The 25,411-nt window shown below is 53.8% G+C and carries 29 protein-coding genes and 1 other RNA gene; 15 read left to right on the top strand and 15 right to left on the bottom strand.

The features are described from left to right. Window positions 1-169 precede the first annotated feature (169 nt). From QWI17_RS22195 to QWI17_RS22180, 4 genes are all read right to left on the bottom strand, one after another. Window positions 170-763 (bottom strand): 5-formyltetrahydrofolate cyclo-ligase, encoded by a 594-nt coding sequence (locus QWI17_RS22195; RefSeq protein WP_302724725.1) that lies wholly within the window; start codon window positions 761-763, stop codon window positions 170-172. Window positions 764-770: 7 nt separating this feature from the next. Then, window positions 771-948: non-coding RNA, 6S RNA (gene ssrS, locus QWI17_RS22190), on the bottom strand. A 54-nt stretch (window positions 949-1,002) separates the two neighbouring features. After that, window positions 1,003-1,302, bottom strand: coding sequence for a cell division protein ZapA (locus QWI17_RS22185; protein ID WP_302724724.1), 300 nt, complete (start codon window positions 1,300-1,302; stop codon window positions 1,003-1,005). 12 nt (window positions 1,303-1,314) lie between these two features. Further along, window positions 1,315-1,521, bottom strand: a complete 207-nt coding sequence (locus QWI17_RS22180; RefSeq protein WP_302724723.1) for a TIGR02449 family protein — start codon at window positions 1,519-1,521, stop codon at window positions 1,315-1,317. 192 nt (window positions 1,522-1,713) lie between these two features. On the opposite strand from QWI17_RS22180, the gene QWI17_RS22175 reads away from it, so the two are divergent. The 11 genes from QWI17_RS22175 to hisF all read left to right on the top strand — a co-directional run bounded on the left by QWI17_RS22175 (window position 1,714) and on the right by hisF (window position 10,214). Then, the gene (locus tag QWI17_RS22175; RefSeq protein ID WP_302724722.1) at window positions 1,714-2,307 is read left to right on the top strand and encodes a UPF0149 family protein; all 594 of its coding nucleotides are present in this window, start codon (window positions 1,714-1,716) and stop codon (window positions 2,305-2,307) included. A gap of 7 nt (window positions 2,308-2,314) precedes the next feature. Then, the gene (gene pepP / locus QWI17_RS22170) at window positions 2,315-3,649 is read left to right on the top strand and encodes a Xaa-Pro aminopeptidase (protein WP_302724721.1); all 1,335 of its coding nucleotides are present in this window, start codon (window positions 2,315-2,317) and stop codon (window positions 3,647-3,649) included. Window positions 3,650-3,652: 3 nt separating this feature from the next. Next, on the top strand, window positions 3,653-4,882 hold the full coding sequence (ubiH, locus tag QWI17_RS22165; protein WP_302724720.1) for a 2-octaprenyl-6-methoxyphenyl hydroxylase: 1,230 nt from the start codon (window positions 3,653-3,655) through the stop codon (window positions 4,880-4,882). After that, window positions 4,875-6,083 (top strand): UbiH/UbiF/VisC/COQ6 family ubiquinone biosynthesis hydroxylase, encoded by a 1,209-nt coding sequence (locus tag QWI17_RS22160; RefSeq protein WP_302724719.1) that lies wholly within the window; start codon window positions 4,875-4,877, stop codon window positions 6,081-6,083. Before ubiH ends, QWI17_RS22160 begins: the two co-directional genes overlap by 8 nt. A 20-nt stretch (window positions 6,084-6,103) precedes the next feature. Beyond that, window positions 6,104-6,442: a hypothetical protein gene (locus QWI17_RS22155; protein ID WP_302724718.1), complete on the top strand. Its 339-nt coding sequence runs from the start codon at window positions 6,104-6,106 to the stop codon at window positions 6,440-6,442. Between the two features lie 232 nt (window positions 6,443-6,674). Next, window positions 6,675-6,887, top strand: a complete 213-nt coding sequence (locus QWI17_RS22150; protein WP_302724717.1) for a cold-shock protein — start codon at window positions 6,675-6,677, stop codon at window positions 6,885-6,887. 142 nt (window positions 6,888-7,029) lie between these two features. Next, a complete protein-coding gene (locus tag QWI17_RS22145) occupies window positions 7,030-7,347 on the top strand; it encodes a DUF3301 domain-containing protein (protein ID WP_302724716.1) in 318 nt (105 codons plus the stop codon). A gap of 89 nt (window positions 7,348-7,436) precedes the next feature. Continuing rightward, the gene (gene hisB, locus QWI17_RS22140) at window positions 7,437-8,030 is read left to right on the top strand and encodes an imidazoleglycerol-phosphate dehydratase HisB (protein ID WP_302724715.1); all 594 of its coding nucleotides are present in this window, start codon (window positions 7,437-7,439) and stop codon (window positions 8,028-8,030) included. A 3-nt stretch (window positions 8,031-8,033) separates the two neighbouring features. Continuing rightward, complete coding sequence (hisH, locus tag QWI17_RS22135; RefSeq protein ID WP_302724714.1) at window positions 8,034-8,675, top strand: imidazole glycerol phosphate synthase subunit HisH; 642 nt, start codon at window positions 8,034-8,036, stop codon at window positions 8,673-8,675. A gap of 24 nt (window positions 8,676-8,699) precedes the next feature. Next, on the top strand, window positions 8,700-9,434 hold the full coding sequence (hisA, locus tag QWI17_RS22130) for a 1-(5-phosphoribosyl)-5-[(5-phosphoribosylamino)methylideneamino]imidazole-4-carboxamide isomerase (RefSeq protein ID WP_302724713.1): 735 nt from the start codon (window positions 8,700-8,702) through the stop codon (window positions 9,432-9,434). Window positions 9,435-9,440: 6 nt separating this feature from the next. Further along, the gene (gene hisF / locus QWI17_RS22125; RefSeq protein WP_302724712.1) at window positions 9,441-10,214 is read left to right on the top strand and encodes an imidazole glycerol phosphate synthase subunit HisF; all 774 of its coding nucleotides are present in this window, start codon (window positions 9,441-9,443) and stop codon (window positions 10,212-10,214) included. 73 nt (window positions 10,215-10,287) lie between these two features. Here hisF and QWI17_RS22120 read toward each other — a convergent pair whose 3' ends face one another. From QWI17_RS22120 to gpmI, 8 genes are all read right to left on the bottom strand, one after another. After that, complete coding sequence (locus QWI17_RS22120) at window positions 10,288-11,856, bottom strand: sugar porter family MFS transporter (protein ID WP_302724711.1); 1,569 nt, start codon at window positions 11,854-11,856, stop codon at window positions 10,288-10,290. Between the two features lie 24 nt (window positions 11,857-11,880). Continuing rightward, a complete protein-coding gene (locus QWI17_RS22115) occupies window positions 11,881-12,594 on the bottom strand; it encodes a phytanoyl-CoA dioxygenase family protein (protein WP_302724710.1) in 714 nt (237 codons plus the stop codon). A 93-nt stretch (window positions 12,595-12,687) separates the two neighbouring features. Then, window positions 12,688-13,197: a beta-xylosidase family glycoside hydrolase gene (locus tag QWI17_RS22110; RefSeq protein ID WP_302724709.1), complete on the bottom strand. Its 510-nt coding sequence runs from the start codon at window positions 13,195-13,197 to the stop codon at window positions 12,688-12,690. Between the two features lie 196 nt (window positions 13,198-13,393). Next, window positions 13,394-13,618 (bottom strand): DUF6316 family protein, encoded by a 225-nt coding sequence (locus QWI17_RS22105; protein WP_302724708.1) that lies wholly within the window; start codon window positions 13,616-13,618, stop codon window positions 13,394-13,396. A 321-nt stretch (window positions 13,619-13,939) separates the two neighbouring features. Next, window positions 13,940-14,779: a divergent polysaccharide deacetylase family protein gene (locus tag QWI17_RS22100; RefSeq protein ID WP_302724707.1), complete on the bottom strand. Its 840-nt coding sequence runs from the start codon at window positions 14,777-14,779 to the stop codon at window positions 13,940-13,942. Between the two features lie 8 nt (window positions 14,780-14,787). After that, the gene (locus QWI17_RS22095; protein WP_302724706.1) at window positions 14,788-16,143 is read right to left on the bottom strand and encodes a S41 family peptidase; all 1,356 of its coding nucleotides are present in this window, start codon (window positions 16,141-16,143) and stop codon (window positions 14,788-14,790) included. Between the two features lie 30 nt (window positions 16,144-16,173). Continuing rightward, entirely contained in the window at window positions 16,174-17,343 is a 1,170-nt protein-coding gene (locus tag QWI17_RS22090; protein ID WP_302724705.1) for a murein hydrolase activator EnvC family protein, read from the bottom strand. Window positions 17,344-17,363: 20 nt separating this feature from the next. Further along, window positions 17,364-18,914 (bottom strand): 2,3-bisphosphoglycerate-independent phosphoglycerate mutase, encoded by a 1,551-nt coding sequence (gene gpmI, locus QWI17_RS22085; RefSeq protein ID WP_302724704.1) that lies wholly within the window; start codon window positions 18,912-18,914, stop codon window positions 17,364-17,366. Between the two features lie 214 nt (window positions 18,915-19,128). On the opposite strand from gpmI, the gene QWI17_RS22080 reads away from it, so the two are divergent. The 4 genes from QWI17_RS22080 to ppx all read left to right on the top strand — a co-directional run bounded on the left by QWI17_RS22080 (window position 19,129) and on the right by ppx (window position 22,012). Beyond that, window positions 19,129-19,542 (top strand): rhodanese-like domain-containing protein, encoded by a 414-nt coding sequence (locus QWI17_RS22080; protein WP_302724703.1) that lies wholly within the window; start codon window positions 19,129-19,131, stop codon window positions 19,540-19,542. A gap of 7 nt (window positions 19,543-19,549) precedes the next feature. Continuing rightward, window positions 19,550-19,807: a glutaredoxin 3 gene (gene grxC / locus QWI17_RS22075; RefSeq protein WP_302724702.1), complete on the top strand. Its 258-nt coding sequence runs from the start codon at window positions 19,550-19,552 to the stop codon at window positions 19,805-19,807. A gap of 28 nt (window positions 19,808-19,835) precedes the next feature. Next, window positions 19,836-20,345 carry a protein-export chaperone SecB gene (secB, locus tag QWI17_RS22070; protein WP_302724701.1) on the top strand — a complete coding sequence of 170 codons (510 nt, stop codon included), beginning with the start codon at window positions 19,836-19,838 and terminating at the stop codon, window positions 20,343-20,345. Window positions 20,346-20,503: 158 nt separating this feature from the next. Next, window positions 20,504-22,012, top strand: coding sequence for an exopolyphosphatase (ppx, locus tag QWI17_RS22065; protein ID WP_302724700.1), 1,509 nt, complete (start codon window positions 20,504-20,506; stop codon window positions 22,010-22,012). 27 nt (window positions 22,013-22,039) lie between these two features. Here the strand turns inward: ppx and ppk1 are convergent, their stop codons facing one another. From ppk1 to metF, 3 genes are read right to left on the bottom strand one after another with little or no spacing between them, the layout of a single operon-like run. Beyond that, entirely contained in the window at window positions 22,040-24,127 is a 2,088-nt protein-coding gene (gene ppk1, locus QWI17_RS22060; protein WP_302724699.1) for a polyphosphate kinase 1, read from the bottom strand. A gap of 60 nt (window positions 24,128-24,187) precedes the next feature. Further along, window positions 24,188-24,502 (bottom strand): DUF4156 domain-containing protein, encoded by a 315-nt coding sequence (locus tag QWI17_RS22055; RefSeq protein WP_302724698.1) that lies wholly within the window; start codon window positions 24,500-24,502, stop codon window positions 24,188-24,190. A gap of 13 nt (window positions 24,503-24,515) precedes the next feature. Then, window positions 24,516-25,361, bottom strand: coding sequence for a methylenetetrahydrofolate reductase [NAD(P)H] (gene metF, locus QWI17_RS22050; protein WP_302724697.1), 846 nt, complete (start codon window positions 25,359-25,361; stop codon window positions 24,516-24,518). Between the last annotated feature and the right edge of the window lie 50 nt (window positions 25,362-25,411).

The raw sequence follows: 25,411 nt of genomic DNA, 5'->3' as shown, positions 1-25,411 counted from the left end.
AAAGTCTGGCGTCTGACGTCTGACGTCTGACGTCAGACGCTTCGCAATGTGCGAATAGTTATTCCGTGCGGATCTTGACGTCATTAAATGTTAATTGGCCACAATGGAAAACCTCAGACCTCAGACCTCAGACCTCAGACCTCAGACCTCAGACCTCAGACCTCAGACCTCAGACGATCATTCCTTCCTCCGTCACCACGGCATCCAACCCAATATCCCAGGGCTCTAGTGGCAACTGCTCCACTTCCTGACAGCTGTGGGCAATGCCGATCAAGCGCGGTTTGGTAAATCCGTTTTGACGTCGTTTAAACGCAAAGGTGGTGTCGTAGAAGCCGCCGCCCATGCCCAGTCGTCCGCCGTGGCGGTCGAAGCCTACCAGCGGCATTAACACTACATCCAGGTGATGGGCGCTTAGCGGTGCTGCCCGGTGTTGAATCGGTTCGGGGATGCCGAAACGATTGCGGCTGAACAGAGTCTCGGGTGTGAAGGGTGTGAACCAGAGCTTGCGCTTGTGCCACCGGTGTAATACCGGTAAGTAACAGGCAATATTGTGCTGCCAGGCCCAGTGGGCAATAGGGCGCGGATCGAGTTCACCGTCGGCCGGCCAGTACAACGCGATACGCTTGGCGCGCTGCAGCCATGGTTGCATTGAGAGAATATTAACCAGCGCCTGAGCGGCGAGAGTTTGTTGTTTGGGGGGGATGGCGCGACGCTTGCTGCGCAAGACTGTGCGCAATTGGCGTTTGCCTGATTCAGTGTTCATGCGGGAATAAAGCCCCAGGATGCCGCTGTCGAGTGGGCCTTGAACCCTAAAGTTCAAGGGGTGGCCCCAGCGATGTTATTAGGCTTTCCGTCATGCGGACATGCTCACAAACACCAGCGAGGAGCTACCGGGTACAGCATTATCGGCTCAAGGACATAGTCAACTGGCGTACATCCCAGGGTACATTAATTATAACGTACATTAGGCTGTACCCCAAAGAAATAGAGGTAAAGAATCGGTTAACTGGCTGAGAGTTGGTCGAGCTGCGCTTCAATTTTTTCTTGCATACGCTCGATGGCGCTGGCGTCAAATGAGGCGGAACCCTCCGCGGACTGGGCCAGCAGCAGCTCGTGGCTGAGGTTGAGAGCGGCCATGACCGCAATGCGTTCGAGGCCAATAACACTGCCAGAATTTTTAATCATGCGCATGCGTTCATCGAGTATTTGTGCGGATTCGATCAGCGCGCGTCGCTCCTCGTCGGGGCAGGCCACCTGATAATCTTTGTCGAGAATGCGTACATTAATGGTTTGACTGCTCATAGGAGCCTCACTTTATTCGGATTCCAGACTCTTCAGGCGGGTAATCATGGCTTCTACCCGGGTGCGGGCTAAATCGTTCTTTTCAATCAGGCGTACACGCTCGCGCTGCCAGTCACTTTCGCGCAGCTTGAGCTCTGTGTTTTCCTGTTGCAGGCGCTTACACTGTCTGAGTAACTCATCCAGTTTGGCTTCTAGCGTATTGATCAATTCGTCGGACATTAGCAAGATCCGTTGAGAAACGGTAGATACTATAATTGCCCCAGCTTGCAGGGGTCAATTGTTGTTGATGTAGTTTCTAGCTTATACGCGCAGAGTGCGAATATCAAAGGCATTTTTGTGCGCTATTGCGCGCTGTGCTCGGACTGCCCGGCCCCTGTGCTAGCATATGCTCATTATTTGGGAGTGGTTTTTATGTCTGAACTGGAAAAAGTCGCCAATCCATTTGATGAGTGGGATGAGCGATTCGCGCCGTTAAACGCGCTTAATAGCCCGGCAGAACTGCAGGGCATGTTGTGTGGCCGCTTGTGTGGTGTGGCCTTGAATGAGGCCGACTGGCTGCGATTGGTGAGCGATTTTATGGCGTTGACCGAAGAGCCTGATCAGGCTACAACGTCCGCCTTGCTGGAGTTCTTAACACAGACGCGCAGCCAGTTAGCGGGTGAAGGCTTTAGCTTTGTGTTATTGCTGCCCGATGATGAGCAGGGTATGGCGGAAAGGGTTGAGGCCCTTTCCCAGTGGTGCCACGGTTTTTTAAGCGGCTTTGGTGCATCGGGTGCGGCAGGACAAGATGAGTTGGCCCGCGAAATTGCCGATACTCTGGAAGATTTTTCGGCGATTGTTCAGGTTGCGGCCGATGATAACGATGCCGCCAGCACCGAAGCTGATTTTATTGAGGTCGCCGAGTATGTGCGTATGTCGGCACTGACAATTTTCCAGCACTACCATCCGCAAGCCGTAGAGTCTGACTCTGCGAGCCGAGACGAAGCCTCTAACACCTTGCACTGAATACCTTATGAGAATTGCCAAATCTGAATTTGCCCGGCGTCGCAAGGCGCTGATGGACGTGATGGAGCCGGACAGCATTGCCATTGTACCGGCGGCCCCGGAGCGCACTCGCTCGCGCGATACCGAATATATTTATCGTCAGGATAGCGACTTTTTTTACTTGACGGGCTTTGCCGAACCCGAGGCCGTATTGGTGCTCATCCCCGAGCGCGAACATGGCGAGTTTGTTCTGTTCTGTCGCGACCGCGACCCGGAGCGAGAAATTTGGGATGGTTATCGGGCCGGCCCCAATGGCGCCTGTGAGCAGTTTGGCGCCGACGATGCGTTCCCGATTGACGATATCGACGATATTCTGCCTGGGTTGTTAGAAGGGCGCGAGCGCGTCTATTACGCGATGGGCAAGGACGCAGGGTTCGATCGTCAGGTAATGGAGTGGGTTAATACTATCCGTGCTAAGGTTCGTTCCGGCGCGACGCCGCCCGGTGAATTTCTCGACCTCGCGCACTTTCTGCATGATAACCGCCTATATAAGAGCGCCGGTGAAATCCGGGTGATGCGAGAGGCCAGTGAGATCTCCGCGCGCGCCCATGTGCGAGCCATGCAGTATTGCCAGCCCGGGGTTATGGAGTATCAGTTAGAGGCTGAAATACTGCATGAATTTGCAATGGCCGGTGCCCGCTCGCCCGCTTACAACTCTATTGTGGGCGGCGGAAAAAATGGTTGTATTCTGCACTATGTGGAAAATTCAGCGGCGCTAAAGGCCGGTGACTTGGTATTGATTGACGCCGGTTGTGAACTCGACGGTTACGCGGCTGATATCACCCGTACCTTCCCGGTGAGTGGCAGCTTTAGTGAAGAACAAAAAGCACTTTACGAGATCGTGCTGGCCGCTCAGGAATCTGCCCTAACCACAGTTAAACCCGGCGCGCACTGGAATGAGCCGCACGAGGCGTCGGTGCGTACGATTACCGAGGGGCTATTGGGTTTAGGCTTGCTTGCAGGCGAACTCGAAACGCTGATTGAGGACGGTGCATACCGCCGCTTTTACATGCACCGCATCGGTCATTGGCTGGGGATGGACGTGCACGACGTTGGCGATTACAAAGTGGGTGGCGAGTGGCGCGTGCTGGAGCCCGGCATGGTGATGACCGTGGAGCCTGGCATATATGTCTCGCCCGACGATGAAACCGTCGCCAAAAAGTGGCGCGGCATCGGTATTCGCATTGAAGACGACGTATTAGTGACCAAAGACGGTTACGACATATTGAGCAAAGACGTTCCCAAAACCGTCAGCGAGATTGAGGCGGTCATGGCGAGCGCGCAGACGCACCGGAGTGCATAAACCTTGGACGATGTTGATATTGCCATTATCGGTGGTGGTCTGGTCGGAGCCTCGGCGGCGTTGCTGTGCGCCCGGGCCAATCCGAACTGGCGCATAGCGCTCATCGACCCCGAGCCGGCACCGGCCATGTCAGCGGCGGGGCGGCCCAGTTTCGATTCCCGTTCCAGCGCACTGTCGGCAGGCAGTGCGGACTGTTTGCAAAGCCTTGGGTGTTGGTCAACACTCGCCGACTGTTCCGGTGTTATCGATCAGGTGCATGTGTCCGATCGGGGCTATTTGCCAGGCCAGAGGCTTCGGGCCTCTGAGTTTAAGCGCAGCGCTCTGGGTTATGTGGTACCCAATATTGCGCTGGGCCACGCGCTGTTTAAGGCGCTTGAGCAAGCATCAGGTGTGCACGCCGTGACTGATCAGGTTGGGCAGATTGAGTTTCACGCCGGTTGTGCGCAGCTGCGGCTACACAGTGGTTCGACCTTGGCGTCGAAGCTGGTTGTTGTCGCCGATGGTGCGCAGTCAGTGACCCGGGAGCGCCTCGGCATCGCTACCACCGATTACGATTATGCTCAGCAGGCGGTGATCGCCAATGTGCGCGTCAGCCAAAAGCATAACGGGGTGGCCTATGAGCGCTTTACCAGTGAGGGGCCGCTTGCGCTATTGCCACTGGCCGATGCACACGAGCTGGCGCTGATTTGGACGCTGCCGATCGACCAGGCAGATCTCGCACGAAATTGGTCCGACGCAGAGTTTCTAGCGTCATTGCAGAGGCGCTTTGGTCATCGTCTGGGGCGTTTCGAGTCGGTGAGCGAGCGCGCGAGCTACCCACTGGTGCGGCGGGAGGCGAACGAGCAAGTGCGTTCCCGGCTAGTGCTGGTTGGAAATGCGGCCCACTCGCTGCACCCGGTGGCAGGGCAGGGTTTTAATCTGGCCTTGCGCGACTGCGTACAGCTTGCCCACCACCTATCCAGAACGGACCCGGGCGCATTCAGTGAGCTCTTAGCCTATCAGCAGGCGCGAGACCTTGACCAGCGTCTGACGACGGCTATGGGAGATTCGATGGTGCGTCTGTTTAGCCGCAGCAATCCGCTTGCTGTCACCTTGCGCCACCTTGGCCTGCTTGGGCTAGAGGTGCTGCCAGCGCTGAAGCAGCGATTCGGCCGCCAAATGATGGGGCTGGGGGTGAACCGTCCGGTAATGTCGGTCCCGGCTGCGATGAATAACGGTGGTGAACATGGCTGAGCGCTCTGCCGACATATTGATCGTAGGCGCCGGTATGGTCGGAGCCGCCTGCGCGTTAAAACTGCACAAAAGCTTGCCTGACAAGCGCATAGCGCTGGTCGCCCCCACGCCACCAGACATGACCAACCCCGAGCCCTTTGATCCTCGCGTCGTGGCGCTGACGGAGCACTCCCGGTCGCTGCTTGAAGGCTTAGGCGTATGGTCAGCGCTGGTCGCTGAGCGAGTGTGCCCATACAGTCGCATGGACGTCTGGGACGGAGAGGGCGCCGGAAGCATTCAGTTCGACAGCAACGAGCTGGGCCGCGAGGCGCTCGGTCATATTGTGGAGAACCGCTTGATAACCCGCCAACTGCTGCAGCGGGTGCAAGCATCGGAGATAGAATCTGTACCGGCCAGCGTGCAGGCGTTGGCGTTTGCCCAAAATCGCATCGTCGGCGTCACTCTGGACACAGGTGAGCGCATGGTTGCCCCCCTTACCATTGCCGCCGATGGGGCCCAGTCTAGTTTGCGCGATCTGGCGGGTTTTGCGGTCCGCGAGTGGTCGTATGGCCAAAGCGCTATCGTTACGACAGTGCAAACCGAGCTGTCGCATCAGTTTACCGCGCGCCAGCGCTTTACCGCCCAGGGGCCACTGGCGTTTTTACCGCTGCGGACAACAAGCAGCGAGGCTGCGCCGAAACATTGCTCCATTGTCTGGTCGGCGGAGCAAGCATTGGCCGATGAGCTGATGGCGCTCGATGAGACGAGCTTTGCCAGGCGCCTCGGGCTCGCCTTCGAGCATCGCTTGGGTAATGTCGAATCGGTGGCGAAACGGTTTGCTTTGCCGCTGCACCAGCGCCACGCTCGTCAGTATGTATGCCCGGGGTTAGCGCTGGTAGGTGATGCCGCGCACAGTATTCACCCGCTGGCGGGGCAGGGCGTAAATTTGGGTTTACTGGATGTCGCCTGCCTTGCACAAGAGCTAGAGCGAGCCGGACAGCGCGGATTAAAGCCGGATGAATATGCCACATTAAGGCGCTATGAACGGTCCCGAATGGGGCATAATCTGACCATGATGGCGGCCATGGAGGCATTTAAGCGGTTATACGGCAGTCAGAGTCTCTCGGTTTTGCACCTGCGCAATCGCGGTATGGACACTGTTAACCGCCTGACACCACTGAAAAATACACTGGCCGAGCAGGCAATGGGCCTTTCTTTGTAATAATAATGTCGACTTTTTCTATGAAACTACACGTACTGGCACATTTTTTTAATGCTCTTTTATTGCTATGGCTGATAGCGGCAGCGGGTTTTCTCGCGTCGGAATTGCAAGTGGTCACAATATTTGCTGCGTTGGTGACCCTGGGCATTGCGTTTTTTGTCTTTAAACGCCAAAGGTGGGGGTATTTCTCCGCCGCCGCCTGGGGTTTGGCCTGTTACCAGCTCGCCAAGGAAGAACTGGCCTTCGAGGTGGTAAAGCGTCCGGCGATGTTGGGCGGGTTTGCTGTGGTAGTGATTGCGCTGGTACTGCACGAAGTGTTTTGTCGCCGCCCCACAGGAGAGCGCAATAACCCTATGTGACGCACCTTTTGCCCTTGCTCCTATTGGCTACAACCAAAACTTATATATTTGATCGTGTCCGGCGCGTTATGTCGGATTATGGTCTCGGAAGACCTGAGTTGAGCTGCGATAAACTCGCCTTTGATTTTGGTCCCAGGGCCCGTCGGCTCTACACTTTCGGGTACCGCACATGGCAGTGTGGGTAAGTATGGAAACCGGTTTGGCCGGTTAGTAAAGTAAGTAAGAGGGCGTTATGTCAGAGCAATTGGTCTCAGGTGTTGTGAAGTGGTTTAACGATGCAAAAGGTTATGGGTTTATCGAGCGTGAAGGTGGTCCGGATGTGTTCGTACACTTTCGTGCCATTAACGGCACGGGTAGACGCACCCTGCTTGAAGGTCAAAACGTGACCTTTGAGGTGGTTCAGGGCCAAAAAGGCCCGCAGGCTGAAAATGTGACGGCTACATAAGCTCTCACTGACTCGACGCCCGCGATGCACTGAGCTAAAGTGCTGCGCCGGGTGTAAGCAAACAAAATTGTTTCGCCCCTGGTTGCAAAGCGGCCTGGGGCGTTTTTGCGTGTCGTTTTTGATTGAAGGGTAAGGTGCTTGCTTGTCTGATTTAACCGTCGTTATTTGGTTTTTTGTGGTAGTTGCCGTTGGCTATTACTGGTGGCGCGCGCTTATGGCCAAAGAGGTGGCTTTCAGCGCTGCGACGCGGCACTGCAAAGAGATGGGGGTGCAGATGCTGGATCAGAGTGTCTATCTGCGCCGCCTTTGGTTTAAGCGCAATAGCAAGGGCGCTCTCAGCTTGTGGCGTGCCTTTTATTTCGAATTTACCTCCACCGGTTCAGATCGATACAGCGGCCGGGTTCTCATGCTGGGCCGACGCATTGAGCAGGTGGAACTGGAGCCACACCGGGTTCATTGAGTTTCTCGCCCTCAATACTGGCACTTGCTTGGGCCAAACCTTTATAATTCGCGGTTCGGCCCTTCGGGCATATTCAGTTGGAGTCCATCATGACAGAGCGCAAAGCGCAGGTATCACGCGATACTCTGGAAACTCAAATCAGTGTCGAGCTAGATCTCGACGGCAGCGGATGCGGAGAATTTGATACCGGCGTGCCGTTTCTCGAGCATATGATGGACCAAATCGCCCGTCATGGAATGATCGATTTGAAAGTCACCTGTAAGGGCGACAATCACATTGATGATCACCACAGTGTTGAGGATATCGGCATTACCATCGGTCAGGCGATCGCTCAGGCTATTGGTAGCAAGAAGGGTATTCGCCGTTATGGGCACGCTTATGTGCCTTTGGATGAGGCCTTGTCTCGTGTGGTGATCGACTTTTCTGGCCGCCCTGGGTTGATTATGAAAGTGCCTTTCACCCAAAAGCGTGTAGGGGCTTTCGATACGGAACTGTTTTCGGAATTCTTTCACGGATTTGTCAATCACGCGCAAGTGACACTGCACATCGACTGTTTGCGCGGGGAAAACGCCCACCACCAGATCGAAACCGTGTTTAAAGCCTTTGGCCGCGCCGTGCGCATGGCGCTGGAAGAAGACCCGCGCATGGCGGGCATGACGCCGTCCACTAAAGGTAGTCTGTAAGCGATGACAGAAACGGTTGCAGTAATAGATTATGGCATGGGCAACTTGCATTCGGTGGCCAGTGCTCTGGGTAAGGTGTGCGATCAAAACGTTGTGGTCACCAGTGATGCCGGGCAAGTGCGCGGAGCCGACCGGGTTATTTTCCCTGGCGTCGGCGCCATTGGCGACTGCATGGGCGAAATACACCGATTGGGCTTTGATCAGCTGCTGCGCGAACAAGTAAGCTCAGGCAAGCCCGTTTTGGGTATTTGCGTGGGTATGCAGGCCCTTTTGGCCCATAGCGAAGAGAGCGGCGGCACAGATTGTATCGACCTGTTTCCAGGCCAGGTAAAGTTTTTTGGGCACGACCTGAAAAGTGCAAGCGGAGCGCCGTTAAAAGTACCGCACATGGGCTGGAATCAGGTAGAGCAGGTTGATCACCCGTTATGGGAGAGTATCCCGCAGCTCGCGCGCTTTTATTTTGTGCACAGCTACTTCGTTGAGAATTCTGGCAGCGAGGTCAAAGGTCGCTGCCAATATGGCGTCGAGTTTGCCGCAGCCCTCGGCCGCGATAACTTATTCGCTGTGCAATTTCACCCCGAAAAAAGTCACACCGCCGGATTGCAGTTACTGCAAAATTTCGTTCGCTGGAACGGCCAGGCCTGACCGACACATTACAGAGAGTTTTACATGCTTATTATTCCCGCCATCGATTTAAAAGACGGTCAGTGCGTGCGTTTGCGTCAGGGCCTGATGGATGATTCCACCGTATTTTCCGACGACCCGGTCGCCATGGCCACCAAGTGGGTAGACGCTGGCTGTCGCCGTTTGCACTTAGTGGATTTGAACGGTGCTTTTGCCGGTACCCCCGTCAATGGTGATGTGGTTACGGCTATTGCCAAGGCTTACCCGAAGCTGCCGATTCAAATTGGCGGTGGTATCCGTTCGGCAGAAACCATTGAGCACTACATTAAAGCGGGTGTTGAATACGTCATTATTGGTACCAAGGCAGTAAAAGAGCCCGACTTCGTTACCGATATGTGCCGCGAATTTCCCGGCCACATTATTGTTGGCTTGGACGCGAAAGACGGCTGGGTGGCCACCGACGGTTGGGCTGAAGTATCCGATATTAGCGCCCACGATTTGGCGCGCCGCTTTGAAGCGGATGGCGTTAGCTCCATTGTATACACTGACATTGCCCGCGATGGCATGATGCAAGGGGTGAACGTAGAGGCGACTGTTGCCATGGCCGAAGCGTCCAGTATTCCTGTTATTGCCTCCGGTGGTATTACCAATATGGATGATATTCGCGCTTTGAAAGCCAAAGCCAGTCACGGTATTTGTGGCGCCATTACCGGCCGCGCTATTTACGAAGGATCGCTTGATGTCGCCGAAGCGCAAGCTTACTGCGACAGCCCGGAGTAATTCATCATGGCATTGGCAAAACGTATTATTCCCTGTTTGGATGTTGATGAGGGGCGCGTCGTCAAAGGCGTGCAGTTTGTGGATATTCGCGATGCCGGCGATCCGGTTGAAGTAGCCAAACGCTATAACGAAGCCGGTGCCGATGAGATAACGTTTCTCGACATCACGGCCAGCCATCAAGGCCGTGATACCACTGTACATACCGTAGAGCGAATAGCGAGTGAAGTCTTTATTCCGCTGACCGTGGGCGGTGGCATTCGCAGTAACGATGATATTCGTCGAATGCTTAATGCCGGTGCTGACAAGGTCGGTATTAACTCGGCCGCCGTGCACAATCCAGATTTTGTTAAAGCGGCGAGCGACCGGTTCGGTGCCCAATGCATCGTGGTGGCTATTGATGCGAAACAAGTCAGTGGCGAAGGCGAAGCCAAGCGCTGGGAAATTTTCACCCACGGCGGTCGTAAGCCAACCGGGATTGATGCGGTTGAGTGGGCCGAGCGGATGAGCAATTACGGCGCGGGGGAAATTTTGTTAACCAGTATGGATCGCGACGGCACCAAAAACGGCTTTGACCTGGAACTGACGCGAGCGATCAGTGATGCGGTTCCGGTTCCGGTGATTGCCTCCGGCGGTGTCGGCAATTTGCAGCATCTGGCTGACGGTGTGATTGACGGTCGCGCCGACGCGGTGTTGGCGGCCAGTATTTTTCACTTTGGCGAATACACCGTCAATGAAGCCAAAGCCTATATGCAAGAGCGCGGTATTGAAGTGCGCTTGTAAGGGCTGACTAAGCCGCTCTTAATAGCTTAAGAGCGGCAGCCTGGTCCGCAACATCATCTCTGAGATATTGCTGTTACGCAGTTACCTTCTTTGCCGTCAGCTCTTGCTCCAGCTCTTCCAGGGTTTTGCCTTTGGTTTCCGGCAGTAACCACAACACCAGCGCTAAACCTGCTGCTGCGCTTAAGCCGTAGGCCATAAACGTAAAGGCCGCACCGAAAGTGGCAAGTTCCCAAGGGAAAACAACTTGTATGGCGTAGCTTACGGCGCTATTGATCATGCCAATAAATGCCATGCCGACACCGCGCAAGTGGTTGGGGAAAATCTCGGACAGCAGTACCCACATGACCGGCCCCAGCGACACGGCAAACGCGGCCACAAAACCGAGAATACCAATTAATATAATATAGGGATTCATGTTGGCGGCGACGGCGATGATTTCACCTTGCAGTGTACGCAGCTCGTTTTCCGACAGATGTTCGCGCAAAGCGTTTTTAAAGCTGACATCGTCCGCAAAGGTAACCCCTTCAAGTACTTTTAAACGCGACTTTACCGACTCGTCGGAAATCTCAATGGTGGTGACGTCATCAATGACGTAGCTGGCCTGTTTAAATCCGTAGGTACAAATTGCCATACTGACCATGACGCCAGACAGACCAATAATCAGCAGTGGCCGGCGGCCCAACTTCTCGATCAGCACCATGGCAACAATGGTGAAGACGACATTGGTGATGCCCACCCATATAGCTTGGGCAAAGGCGGCGTTGGTGCCGATGCCGCTCTGTTCAAAAATAGTGGGAGCGTAAAAATAAATGGCGTTAACACCTGTGGCTTGCTGGGCAATGCCCACCACCAGTCCGATCATTAACGCCAGACGAATTTTGCTATTAAAAAGTTGTTTGAGGCGGGACAGAAAAGGATCCAATTGGGTGTGATGAGTGGCACTAATGGCGGCCACCTCTTGCGCCGGGTCTGAGCCGGGTAATAGTTTGCCCAGCACTGATTGTGCCTTGGCCGGCTTGCTGTTTAGCACCAGCCAGCGTGGGCTTTCAGGTATGCCCATTAACACAAAGACATAAATCAACGCGGGTACGGCTTCAATGCCGAGCATCCAGCGCCAGGTGTGAGTGTCTATGCCCAGTGCCTGAGTCCATTCGGTTCCTGAATTGGCCATTTGTAAAATGGTGTAGTTGGCAAAATAAGCGGCGGAAAACCCGACGACAATATTCAGTTGATTGATGGAAACCATGCGCCCGCGTACCCCGGGCGGGGATATTTCGGCAATATAAATAGGGGCCAGGCTCAGCGCCCCAAATCCCAGGCCACCGATAAAGCGCGCCAGCGAAATGGTAAAATAGTCGGGGGCAAGCGCCGAAAATATAGCGGATACAAAGTAGAGAATAGCCAGTAGTAGCAAAATGGGCTTGCGGCCAAAGCGGTCACTCAACGGCCCTGTGCTGCCGCCGGCGATAATACCGCCTAGTGTCGGCGCGCCCACTACCAGCCCTAATTGCCAGTCGGTAAGATCAAAGTCGGCGCCGATGTAATTAACGGCACCGGAAATAACCGATGCGTCGAAGCCAAAAATAAAGCCGCCGAGCGAAGCGATGATCGCCAGACGAAATGCATAGTTGGATTGATTCATATTAGCGTGCTCAATGTGTAGTTATTATGGTGCGACTCGGTGTTCGATCACTGAACTGGTTGCAAATTGGTAGCGCATATTGCGATAGACGCAGACGTCGGTGATGTCTTCTGGCGTACCTTGCGGGCAACAGCGGTAGTTGGTTGATACTCGGTAGCCGCCGGTAACGGGCTTAACGCGATGCCAGGTATGACCGTGCAGCAGTACCAATGTGCCTTTTCTAGGTTTTAGAGTTATCTGATCGGCAAAGTCTTCATCGACTGCGCCGACGCTAATGGTGCCGCGTTTGTGCGAGCCTGGTATGACCAACGTTTGACCGCCGATTTCGTCGGTAATGTCGGCCGTGTAAATCAGGCGATTGACGTTGAACTTCTGGCTGTCCTCCATCGGGTCGCAGTCTTGGTGCCAGGCCTGGCCTTTGGTGCCCTGCCGGGAAAACATGGTCATACAATAGAGTGTGTACCAGCCTTCCCCCAAAATGGCTTCGGTCAGTGCTTGCAGTCGGGGGTCGTGCTCAACCGTATCGAACTGGTTAACACCATCCCGCTGAGGAAACCATGGAATCACTTCGGTTGCCGACAGGGTCAAGAATTCATCATCGTGAAGAAACTTGGGCGAGGCGCCAAAGTGGTCGAGAATTAAATCCTGGTAGGCGTCCATAAGAGCCGGTTGGAAAAACTGCTCTAACACAAGGTACCCGTCTTGCCAAAACTGATCAGCGAGCTGGTTGACGTTCATGGCATTTTTACCTTTTTATTATCCATGGCGCGAATGGGCGTTTACTGTACGAGTCGTTGCTTAATAAATCGTCCCACTTTAGGTGCCGGGCAATTACTGGTAATAGTGAAAATAGGTAAAGTCAGCGGGTTTCTGCATTCCCGTCATATCCTGGCAAGCCATTCCCACAAAAGCCCTGGTAAAACTGGCACCATCCCCCTTGCCGGCTTCGCAGGAAAGGAAAGTCGCATCCAGGGTATGGTCTATGGTTTGCCAATCCCGGCCATCGAAACTTATAGGCAAAATGCAGGGCTTCCTTATTGATTTCGGCTCGATGGGAAAGTCTGCCATTAAATCGAGGTTACCCAGACACGACATGATATTTAATTGTCGTTGCCCTTCGTCGTCGCAGCTGATGTAAGGATAGCGAAGCTTCGGTGAATGGTAATAGCAGGTCATTCCCGCCATTTGCTGAAAGCTGGTGGGCGAAAATTCAATACAAGTTTGTGCCGTGTACTGCTTCCTCGACCGACGCATGGCAACCAGCGAGGACAAAGGGCGGCTACCCATTGATTCGCGGCCATACAGTCGCAGATGTCCGTGTCTTGCGGCGAGACTGAACAAGGTTTCGGGTCAGGGAGTGCGCAACCACGGAAAAGCCTGAGGCAGTTCGGTTTTGTTAAACTCTGGATGTATAACCGGTCAAGCGCGCAGTAGGTAGCTAAAGTTCGTCGGGTGGATACTGCGGGGTCAAAAATGATGACGCAAAGGATTTTTAGCGACGAGGGGGCTCGTCGCTACAAGAAAAAGGCGGGGGCAGTTACGCTGCGCGGTAGCGTTCGATGATTTTGGCGGCGCCGGGTGCCGAAGAGCAGACGTAATCGATAAATTCGCCCACACCTATCTCGGCATCAGCGCGACTGTCGAAGGGGCCTATATCGACGCCCTCACGGGTCATGTAGTACCAATACCCGGATTTCTCCAAAAAACGTCCTTTTCTGTCTGGGACGGTACCCTGTTCGCCATCTCGCAAATTTGAGCTCATAGTGTTCACCTCGCGTTGATCATCCTGAAATTCGACCCCCATACAACGTTTTGTTGCTATGCCGGCCGGGGCGCCCATGCGCTGTTCCCTGCTGTGAATACGCGTTACACCTATAACAATGTACCAGTGTGCTTGATAAATGCAAACAAACGGTCGCTCAGGTGTGCCCCGAGGGTCAGTTATGACCACCCGTCCTTAGATTATACGCACATCAGCCAGAATTGTTTATATCGTCTTTATCTACCCTTAAAAGCCGATGATAACTAAATCCTATTAAGGAACCTCTGATTAAGCCTTCAGCAGAGACGACTGGAGACTTAATCAGAGGTTCCTGAGGCTCGGCAATATATTGGCCGTTTGAGGGGAGTTTTGAGCAAAGAAGTAGCCCGACCTTTGACGCAGTAGGACAGGGGGAGCGGGACAGGTGAGGGTCCCGGGTATGGCCCGACGGACTAAACTGGATGCGGCGACCAGCTCTATACCCTGTTGCTCCAGCCATTGCCCGGAAGCGGCCTCAAGCACGTCGAGTGTCTCTGGGTAAGGGTGGCCGATCGCAATGGCGTGCCCTCTTTTCTGCGCGAGTGCCACCGCTCGTTTAAGCTGTCGCCAAATCGCGGCGCGGTCCTTTTCGTGGTCGAGAAAGATATCGCGGCTGGCACTGGGTAAGCCATAGGCTTGAGCTGTACTAAAGGCGATACTGCTAGCCGTGGTTCGGCTATCGACAAAATAGAGTCCGGCCCGGCGCGCCTCCGTCATGGTCCAGCCCATGGCTTGAAATTGGCTGGTTAGAGCGCTTCCCATATGATTATTGATTCCTTTGATATGAGGAATCTGGGCAATTGATTGACGTAAGCTGCTGACGAAGTCGGCTCGGGACATCTCTAAGGTAAGGGCACCAGGGCCAAGTTTAAGGCCCCCCAGACTAGCCATTGGCGCATGCAACATCAGCTCCTTGTGTTGTTGATGGCCTAACTGCGCTAAGAATTGGCTGTGCGGTGTATCTGGCAGTAGAGCGAGGGTATAGGCGCCGGGCAGGCGGGCGGTGCGCTCGCCGAGCGCCCTATTATAGCCTACGTCATCAATAATAATGGCGAGCTGTGCCCCCTGCGCCGCGCTGCTCAGCCCGCACAGTACAACGAGGGCGGCAAGCCAGTAACGCACAGCGTGGCCTATTGTTCCGCGTCGGCCGAGGCCTGTTGACGGAAAATATGCAAACCCTTGAGAAGGTTGAGCGCTTCATGCAGTTGATTGTCACGGGCGAGCATCGATGTTTCGCCGTCGCGCGTTTCTTTACGCTCCTTACTGCCGACTTCTTCTTCGCCGTTGCCATTGCCTAAATGCCCGGCCAGGTCGGCTTCGGTGGTGCGCAGGGTCGGTTTAACCGCGGTCACCTTGGCGCGCTCCACCACGACATCGGGCTCGATGCCTTGCGCCTGAATGGAGCGTCCGCCAGGGGTGTAGTAGCGCGCGGTGGTTAATTTAATGGCGCGGCTTTCGGTGATGGGTACCACCGTTTGCACCGAACCTTTGCCAAAACTGCGGGTGCCCATTATGACGGCACGCCCCTGATCCTGCAGCGCCCCGGCGACAATCTCAGACGCCGATGCCGAGCCGTCGTTGATGAGCACGACCATCGGCAAGCCCTCGGTAATATCGCCGGCATTGGCGTTATAGCGGCTCTTGCTGCTTTCAATGCGGCCCTCGGTGTAGACCACCAGGCCGCCGTCTAGAAAGGCATCGGCCACATCCACCGACGCCTGCAAAACTCCGCCCGGATTGTTGCGCAAATCGAGAATGACACCGCGAACGTTAGCGCTATCTTGCAGTGTGCGTTTAAGCTTTTTAGCAACATCGCGACCGGTGTTGACCTGAAAAGTAGCAATGCGCACATAGAGGTAGTTGTCGTCGAGCATTTTGGTACGCACGCTGCGCACTTTAATAATGTCGCGCTCAATGGTCAGTTCAAAGGGTTGGTCGACACCTTCGCGGACAATGGTCAGGGTCAGTTCGCTGCCTTTGGCTCCGCGCATAACACTGACCGCTTCATTTAGCGTCATGCCTTTTACCGGCTGTTCGTCAAGCCGGATAATCAGGTCGCCGGCTTCTATGCCGGCCTTTTGTGCAGGTGTGTCGTCGATGGGTGAGACAACTTTGACAAAGCCATTCTCCATGCCAACTTCAATACCCAGGCCGCCAAACTCACCGGATGTGTTGGCTTGTAAATCTTCAAAGCGCTCGGCATCGAGATACGAGGAGTGTGGGTCGAGCTCCGCCATCATGCCTTTGATGGCGTATTCCAGTAACTCGGTATCGCTAAGCTCTTCCACATAGCTGGTGCGAATGTGGTCGTAAACGCGGGTAAATGTGCGCAGATCATCCAGTGGCAGCAAGCCCTGTGCTGCGGTCTCATCAATGGCACTAAGCTCACCTTCGCTCGGGCTATTGTCCGTAGCCGTTTGGGCCCAGCTTAGGCTGCTGCAGCATAGCAGTGCCAAAAGAGTAAGGCTGGATGGAAGTAAACGCATGCAGTTCTCCTAAAGATTCGACCGATGCCGTCAGGCGCGGTCTAGCCAGGGTCTGGGATTGGTTGGGCGACCCTGGTGGCGAATCTCAAAATACAGGCCAGAATAATTCTGACCGCCACTGTTGCCCACTCGGGCGATTGCTTCTCCACTGGCTACCCGTTCACCGGGTCGCTTGAGCAGAGTTTGATTGTGCGCGTAGAGGCTCATATAGCCTTCGCCATGATCGATAATCAGGAGTAGACCGTGGCCTCGTAAATAGTCGGCAAAGATTACCACTCCGCTATGTACGGCGACCACCGGAGCGCCATTTTGGGCCTCGATCACCATGCCCTCCCAGGCCAATTGATTGCCCACTCGGTCGCTGCCATAACCGTGGCGAATCCTACCCTCCGCAGGCCAGGGCAGTTTTCCCTGCAGGCGGCTGAAGGGGCTGTTGTTGGCGAAGCTGGTGCCAAGGGTCGCGGTCATCTCCTGTAAAAGGGCGCTAAGCCGGGCCTGATTTTCCTGATCCGCCGCTAACTTGGCATCCTTGCTGGCGATAATGCCAGCCAACTTTTCCAAGGTGGTTGCGCGCTTTTGTTGCTGGCCTTGCAGCTGGCGCTGGCGCAGGCTGAGCTGTTTGCGCTGCTGCGCCAAGGCGTCGCGACTGGCCCGCACTTTTGGCGTCAACGTCTTGATTTCGGTCAGCGTGGCTAAATAGCGTTCGAGCTTTTCGTTGCGCGCTTTTAGCAGATAGTCGTGGTAGGTGTTCAGCCTGGACAGGCGCTCTGGAGACTCTTGATTGAGGAGAATTTTCAGCGGGCTCTGCGGGCCGTTCTGATACGCGCTGCGCACTTGCTGAGCAATTTGTCGTTTTTGGCCGGCGCGCTGACGGTTTAAATTGCGCTGACGTTGCTGCATTGTTTGCAGGTTTTCGTCTTGCTCTTCAATTTCTTCGTTTAAATTATCAACTTTATTTTCCAGCTGGTCGATTTCGGTTTCAGACTCTTCCAGCTCATTTTGCAGCTCGCCGCGCTCAGTCTTCACCTGCTCCAGTTCGCGCTTGAGTTTGTCGATATTTTCCTGCAATACCTCGAGTTTTCGTTGATATTCGGCGGCGTCATCGGCAGCAAAAATTGGCTGGGCACTCACACTCAGCAATAGAATTAACAACGCCGCAACCAGAGGTCGCGGCTTGCACTGGGTTCGCTTAAATCGCATAACGACTGGTTGCCGCCGGCCTAGCTTTTCAGCTCGACCAGGTTGCGGCCAGTCATTTCCGCGGGCTGCTCCATTCCCATGAGGTACAGCATGGTGGGGGCGATATCGGCCAGCGACCCACCACTGCTAATGCTGCCATCGCGCTCGCTGACAAACACCAGGGGTACGGGTAAGGTAGAATGTTGAGTGCTCACCTGCCCCGATTCGGGGTCGAACATCTCTTCTACATTGCCGTGATCCGCCGTAATCAGTACTTCACCGCCGGCGGCGCGCGTCGCATCGACAACCCGGGCAATGCATGTGTCCACGGCCTCTACCGCAGCTACAGCGGCTTCAAATACGCCAGAGTGACCGACCATGTCGCCGTTGGCATAATTACAAATCACAGCGTCAAACTTGCCCGACTCAATGGCTTCCACCAGCTTGTCGGTTACTTCCGGCGCGCTCATTTCTGGCTTAAGATCGTAGGTGGCAACATCGGGCGAGGGCACCAAAATGCGTTCTTCGCCCTCGAATACGGCTTCCTGGCCACCGTTAAAAAAGAAGGTGACGTGCGCGTACTTTTCCGTTTCCGCGATGCGCAATTGGGTTTTACCTTGATTTTGTAAATACTCACCAAAGGAGTTGGTCAGCGGTTGCGGTGGGAAGGCGCAGCTGGCTTTAATGTCCGCCGCGTACTCGGTAGTCATGACAAAGTCAGCTAAATCCGGAACCAGCTTGCGTTCGAAGCCGTCGAAGTCAGGCTCAACCAGTGCGCGGGTAATTTCGCGGGCGCGGTCGGGGCGGAAATTCATAAAAATAACCGAATCGCCGTCGTTAATGGTGGCTACTTCCTGGCCTTCCGCACAAATGACGGTGGCTTTTACGAATTCGTCATTCTCGTCGCGGGCGTAAGCGGCTTGCAAACCTGCCGTTGCGGTTTCAGCATCGTGCTCTGAATCGCCCGTCACCATCACGTTGTAGCACTGTTCAACCCGGTCCCAGCGATTGTCGCGGTCCATGGCAAAATAGCGGCCACATATACTGGCGACGCGCCCCACCCCGAGCTCGGCAAATAATGCTTCAGCTTTTTGCAGGGGAGCTTCGGCACTGCGCGGTGCGGTGTCGCGGCCATCGAGGAATGCGTGTAAATACACTTCGGTGGCACCTTGATCTGCAGCGGTTTTAATCATGGCCAGAATATGGTCTTCATGGCTGTGTACGCCGCCGGAAGACAATAAACCGATAATGTGAACAGCTTTGCCGCCGTCTTTGGCTTTGTTGATGGCATTAACATAGGCGGGGTTGGTGGCAAAGTCGCCGTCTTCAATGGCCTTGTTGATGCGGGTAAAGCTTTGGTATACCACGCGACCGGCGCCCAGTGTCATATGCCCCACTTCACTGTTACCCATTTGACCTTCGGGTAGCCCCACGGCCAGGCCAGAAGTGCCGATAAGGCTTTTCGGGCAGTTATTCCAGTACTGGTCCCAGTTTGGCGTGTTGGCACTGTAGATAGCGTTGTGTTCGGTGGATTCTGAGTACCCGAAGCCGTCGAGTATCAGCAAAACCATAGGCTTTTTCTTGGCTGTCATAGATTCAGTCGCTTGTTTGTCGTGTCAAAAAGGGTAGATTCGCTTTATTCTACCGATTTAGCTGCGACAACTCTACGTTGAAGCCAGCTCAAGAGGCGGGTTTTTTCTATCTGGCCGATAGTGTTACACGCCTGTCGGCCGCGGCGTAGCTGGTGTATACTCCCGCCTTTTGTCGTCGCCAAGGCGACTGTTAACAGCAAATTAAGGGTGCCGCGTGAACGATATTTTCACATTTGTCGGTGAGCAGTGGTTGTTAGTCGGGGTACTGATAGCACTGGTTTACCTATATGCATGGCGAGAGAGGTTGAAAAATGGACAACCTGTCACCACATCTGAAGCTACCGTTTTGATCAATGCGGGTACTGCTCAGTTCGTCGATGTGCGTGATGCCTCGGAGTTCAAGGCGGGTCACATTACCGGGGCGCTGAATATTCCTTTCAGTAAGTTGGCTGAGCAAGCCGATAGCCTGGAAGAGCACCGGGAAAAAACGCTGATTTTGGTGGACAAAATGGGGCAACATGCCGGTAGCGCCGGGCGTCAATTGGGTGCCAAAGGCTATAAGGTATGTCGCCTGTCAGGCGGTATCTCGGAATGGCAAAATCAAAACTTGCCACTGATTAAGAAGTAAGCGAATTGTGAGTCAGGTAGTGATGTACACAACGGCCATCTGCCCGTACTGCGTAAATGCCAAGCGACTGCTTGATGCTAAGGGCGTTGCGGTTAAGGAGATGCGGGTCGATCGTGAACCACACCTGCGCCAAAAAATGATGGCAGACAGTGGGCGTCACACCGTGCCACAAATTTGGATTGGTAACCGACATGTCGGTGGATTTACCGATTTGTGGGCGCTGGATAAGCGCGGTGAGCTCGACGCCTTGCTGGCTGCTGAATAACTAAACACAGATTGTAGAGACAAATATTATGTCAGAAGAAAACACCCCCGCAGAAGAAAATACTCAGGCAGCTGGCAACGAAGGTGCGGAGCCGTCGTTCGCCATTAAGCGCATTTACCTGAAGGACCTCTCTTTTGAGACGCCAATGGGACTGGAAGGTTATAGCCAAACTAAGGCACCAAAGGTTAATCAAGAGCTCAATGTGCAAGTCAATAAGGTGAACGATACTCACCACGAAGTGGTGCTGTTTTTAACGATTACCGCAACCGTTGATGAGCGCGCGGTATTTTTGGTGGAAGTAAAACAGGCCGGCGTATTTGAAATTGCCAATATGCCTAATCAGGCTATTGCTCAGATAATAAACGCCAATTGTCCGAATATATTGTTTCCGTACGCACGTGAGGCCATCGACAGTATTTTGAATCGCGGCGGGTTTTCTCCGATCAATTTGCCACCGATTAACTTTGATGCGGTTTTTGCGCAGGCTGTTTCCGAAGCTCAGCAAAGGCAGCAGACTGGTGCAACGGCGGATGCTTAGGCACCCCCTGTTCAGACGTTTGCAAAGAGCCCGCAACTGCGGGCTTTTTTGTGCCAGCCGTATTTTTCTTGTTGATAAATTCTCCGCGTTGCTTTGTTAAGCCGCGGCTTAAGGGGTAGTATTCAGAATAAATCGCGCAATAATGGAGCGCTATCACTATGTTTAACCTCTCGCGGATACTCTCAAAAGAAAATAGCCATATTGCGGCTATTGATTTGGGATCAAACAGCTTTCACTTAATTATTGCCCGCTGGGAAAACCAACAACTTACCTTGCTCGACAGGCTGCGAGAGCCGGTGCGTATGGGTTGGGGGTTGGAAAAAGACGGAAGCCTTAATCCCGAAGTCCAGGAGCGCGCACTGGCGTGTCTGGAGCGCTTTGGTGAGCGGCTGCGTAACTTCCCCTCTGGAAGTGTACGTACGGTGGGTACCAAAACGCTGCGTTCGATAAATAACTCCCGTGAATTTCTGGCCCTCGCAAAGCAAAAGTTGGGTCACCCTGTAGAAATTATTTCTGGTGAGGAAGAAGCGCGTCTGATTTATCTGGGGGTGGCGCACTGCATCGCTCCCGGCGATAAAACTCGCTTAGTGATGGATATTGGTGGCGGTAGTACCGAGGTGATTTTTGGTCAGGGAATGGAGCCGCGGGTAAAAGAAAGCTTGAGTATGGGCTGCGTGGCTATGACCAAGCGCTTTTTTGCCGATGGAAAAGTCACCGAAAAAGCGATCAAGAAAGCTCGTATTGCCGCCGGACAAGAAATAGCGCCCGTCGCTGACAGCTACAGTGAGCACTCCTGGCAAGAGGCGCTCGGCGCATCGGGCACGATTAAGGCCGTTGCCAGTGTCTGTCTACAGGCCGGCTGGAGCGACGGTGAAATTACGCTTAAGTCGCTGGAAAAAATTCTTAAACATTACGTTAAGCACGGCGCTACCGATATCCCTCTCGCTGGTGTTTCCGAGGATCGCCAGCCCGTTTTTTTAGGTGGGGCAATTGTGCTTACCGCGCTGTTCGAAAACCTGCATATCGAGTCTATGTATGCCGCTGATTGGGCGTTGCGCGAGGGCTTGTTGTTCGACTTAAAGGGCCGGTTGGAAGATCACGATATTCGCGAACAAAGTGTGCAGGCGTTGGCGAGGCGTTTTCATGTCAATATGGCAAAAGCCGAACGCGTCGCGGTTATGGCGCAAACACTGCTACACCAGGTGGCTGAGTCCTGGGCGCTCGGAATCAGCGATGCCGACAAGTTGTTGCGCTGGGCCGCGTACCTGTATCCGGTCGGTTTAGATATCGCTCACAGTGATTACCATAAACACAGCGCCTATATTGTAGAGAACGTCGATATTGCCGGGTGCTCGCGCGCCGAGCAAGCGCAGCTGGCGGCGCTGGTACGCTGTCATCGTAAAAGCTTGCGCGAAAAGCATTTTGTTGATGTCGGCACTGAGCTCATCCCATTGGCCATTTTGCTGAGACTTGGGCACATATTTAATCGAACCAAGAGGCATTCGCTGCCAGAGGGACTGGAAGTATCCGTTGACGGGAAGTGTATAGAGTTGAAGGTGGCACACGAATGGCTAGAGCAAAATCCACTCACCATGGCCGACCTTGAGTCCGAGGTAGGGCACCTCAAAAACGCCGGTTACACAATGATCATACCAACCGAAGAATAATGAGCGATGGCAGGGAGCACCGTTATGTTAAAGGTTATTCCCGGTCGCCCACTGAGTGAGCAGCGTGCCCTGAGCGTCGATGGTTTCTTCGCCGTCAGCGGGGGCGAGCTTTTCATAGTGTCCGTCGCTGTGGAGCACCCAGGCGTGAGTATTGTCCGCAAGGTATAACTCCAAATCGTTGATCATCTGTTCGCGGATTTTTTTCGATTTCACCGGGAAGCAGGTCTCTACCCGGTGAAACATATTGCGAATCATCCAGTCGGCGCTAGAGCAGTAAACGATAGGCGTGCCGCCATTTTCAAAACAAAAGACTCGCGAGTGCTCCAAGAAGCGGCCGACAATGGAGCGAACATGAATGTTTTCCGATTGGCCCGCTATTCCGGGGCGCAATTGACAAACACCGCGCACAACTAAATCCACTTTAACGCCGGCATTAGAGGCATCGTATAAGGCCAGTACTAATTGATCTTCGTACAGCGAGTTCATCTTTGCGACAATGCGAGCCGGTAGCCCGTTGTTCGCATTTTCTATTTCCTGGTGAATATGCTTGATCATTGCTTTGTGCAACGTGAAAGGAGCATACAGCAGCTCATTCATCTTCGAGGCTTTGCCCATACTCGAGAGCTGCAGGAAAATCCGGTAAACGTCTGCGCAAATGTTTGTGTCAGAAGTCATTAGGCCGTAGTCGGTGTACAACTTGGAGGTTTTCGGGTGGTAGTTCCCCGTACCTAAGTGTACGTAATAGGCCAGCTTTTTCTGCTCGCGGCGCGCGACCAGCAGCATCTTGGCATGTGTTTTATAACCCACCACGCCGTAAATAACATGAATACCGTAGCGCTGTAAGCGTTCCGCCAGCGCGACGTTTTGCTCTTCATCAAAACGGGCGCGCAGCTCTACAATAGCAGTGACTTCCTTGCCGGCTTTCGCTGCAGCAACCAGTGCGTCTACCACCGGAGAATTGGACCCGGTTCGATACAGTGTTTGTTTGATGGCCAAAACGTCCGGATCCATTGCTGCTTCGCGCAGAAAATCGACTACGGCCTGAAATGAATCGAACGGGTGATGCAGCAGTATGTCGTTCTTCTTCAGGGCATCGAAATAATTGTCCGCTTTCTTGGGTAGTTTGGGCATAGATTGCACAAACGGCGGAAAAAACAAATCCGTGTCTTGTACCAGGTCAAACAAATCGGAAAGGCGATTCAGGTTAACCGGTCCATTCACTTTGTAGAGGTCGCGCTGATGAATTTCGCAGCGTTCAAGCAGAAAGTTTTCAATGTCCTGAGGGCAGGTGCCGGTCAGCTCCAGGCGAACTTCGTCGCCATACTGACGATAAACCAATTCACCTTGCATGGCGCGAAGTAAATCATCGGCTTCTTCTTCGTCGAGAAAGATATCCGAGTTGCGGGTTAAGCGAAACTGAACGCAATCCTGAACCACCATGCCAACGAAAATGTCGCCCATAAAATAGTGAATAATGGATGACATAAAGACAAACTCGCGCCCATTTTTCGCTACGTCGTTGGGCAGCTCAATCATATTGGGGAGCGAACGCGGCACCTGCACAATAGCGCGACCAGAGCTGCGTCCGAAGGCGTCTTTGCCATCGAGCTTAACAATAAAGTTAAGCGACTTGTTCATAATGCGTGGAAAGGGGTGCGCCGGGTCTAGCCCAATGGGGCTGAGCAGTGGCAAAACTTCGGTTTCAAAATACTCGCGCAAGTAGGTTTTTTGATCGCTGCTCCAGTCTTCACGGCGGACGATATGCATACCGTGCTCGCCGAGCATTGGCAGAATTTCGTCATTAAACAGAGCGTATTGCTCGTCCACGAGCTGGTGGCATATATCACCAATCGCGGCGAGGTTCTCGCCGTGGGTGAGACCGTCAGGGGGGATTGCGCTGGTGCCAACTTCCAACATTTGCACCAGGCCACCAACCCGAACTTCAAAAAACTCGTCCTGGTTGGTGGAAAATATACAGAGAAAGCGCAGCCGCTCTAACAGGGGGAGGCTCTTGTCGTAGGCCTGATACAGTACCCGCCGGTTGAATTCCAGCAGGCTGAGTTCCCGGTTAAAAAACTGCTCGGACACGTTACTACCTCTGTCTAGATGCTTCATTAAACTCCCTGCAACCTATACCGAGTACATGACATATTTGTTACAAAGCAAGCAAATGAGCTAGTCGTTGCAGACAAATACGCTGAAGTGCTGACGGCCTTCGACAATATCGGAGGCCGGTACTATTGTGTCTCCGCCCAAGCGTGCAGCTTCGTTGCGGGCGATGGTGGTTAGCTCATTGGCCATTTTTTCTTCGCTGCGGTCGATAAAGCCAACGCCATCAAGAACCTTGGCGGATACGTGACTCAAGCGCTCGCAGTCGGTGATATCCTCAGCCGTGGCCAGCGCAATTTGCTGTGCTTCAGGCTCAAGCTCCACCCAAGTGCAGGCCCCACTGAAGGCGGCGGCAGAACACAGTAACAATAACGAACGCATTGATGTATACCTCTTAAAGATCATCCAGCCCCAAATTGCGCACAATGCTGGCAACCGGTTCAGACTGGTTCATGGTGTAGAAGTGCAACCCAGGTGCACCTCCTTCAAGCAGAGTTTCACACAGCTCGGTTACCACCTCTTCGCCAAAGTCGCGCAGGGCTTCCGGGTCGTGCTCAAAGCTCTCCAGGCGACGACGCAACCAGCGCGGAATATCCGCGCCACAACTGTCTGAAAAACGCGTTAAGTTGCGATAGTTAATAATAGGCATAATGCCCGGGTAAATTGGGTTCTCAATGCCGATTTTGGCGCAGGCATCCATAAAATAGAAGTAGGCATCTGGATTATAGAAGTACTGCGTAATGGCATTATCCGCGCCTGCATCGAATTTTCCTTTTAAGTAGCGCACATCATCGTCATAGCTTTTCGCCTGAGGATGAATTTCAGGGTAGGCGGCCACTTCAAGTTCAAACGCATCGCCAAAGTGTTGGCGAATAAATGCCACCAATTCATTAGCGTACACCAACTGGTAAGAGCCGCCAACGCCCGATGGCATGTCACCACGCAGGGCGACAATGCGCTCAATGCCCGCAGTGCGGTACTCCTCAATAAGCTCCTTGATGGTTGCCTCATCGTCGCCACCGAATGAAAGGTGAGGCGCCACCGAGGTTCCCAAGGCATTAAACTGGGTAACCAGATTCTTAGTGTTGTCGCGAGTAGAGCCGCCTGCGCCATACGTCACTGAGAAAAAGTCCGGCGCAAATACAGCCAGCTTTTCGCGCACCGCCGTTAACTTGGTCTTGCCTTCTTCGGTTTTGGGCGGGAAGAACTCAAAGCTCAACCGTAATGTATCTTCACTCATAATCAATTCCTATCGGAAGGAGGAGAACGGGGAACGGTGTGTGGAGAACG

Source organism: Gilvimarinus gilvus, from assembly GCF_030518155.1.
Taxonomy (GTDB): Bacteria; Pseudomonadota; Gammaproteobacteria; order Pseudomonadales; family Cellvibrionaceae; genus Gilvimarinus; species Gilvimarinus gilvus.
This window is presented reverse-complemented; position numbering and strand designations above follow the sequence as displayed.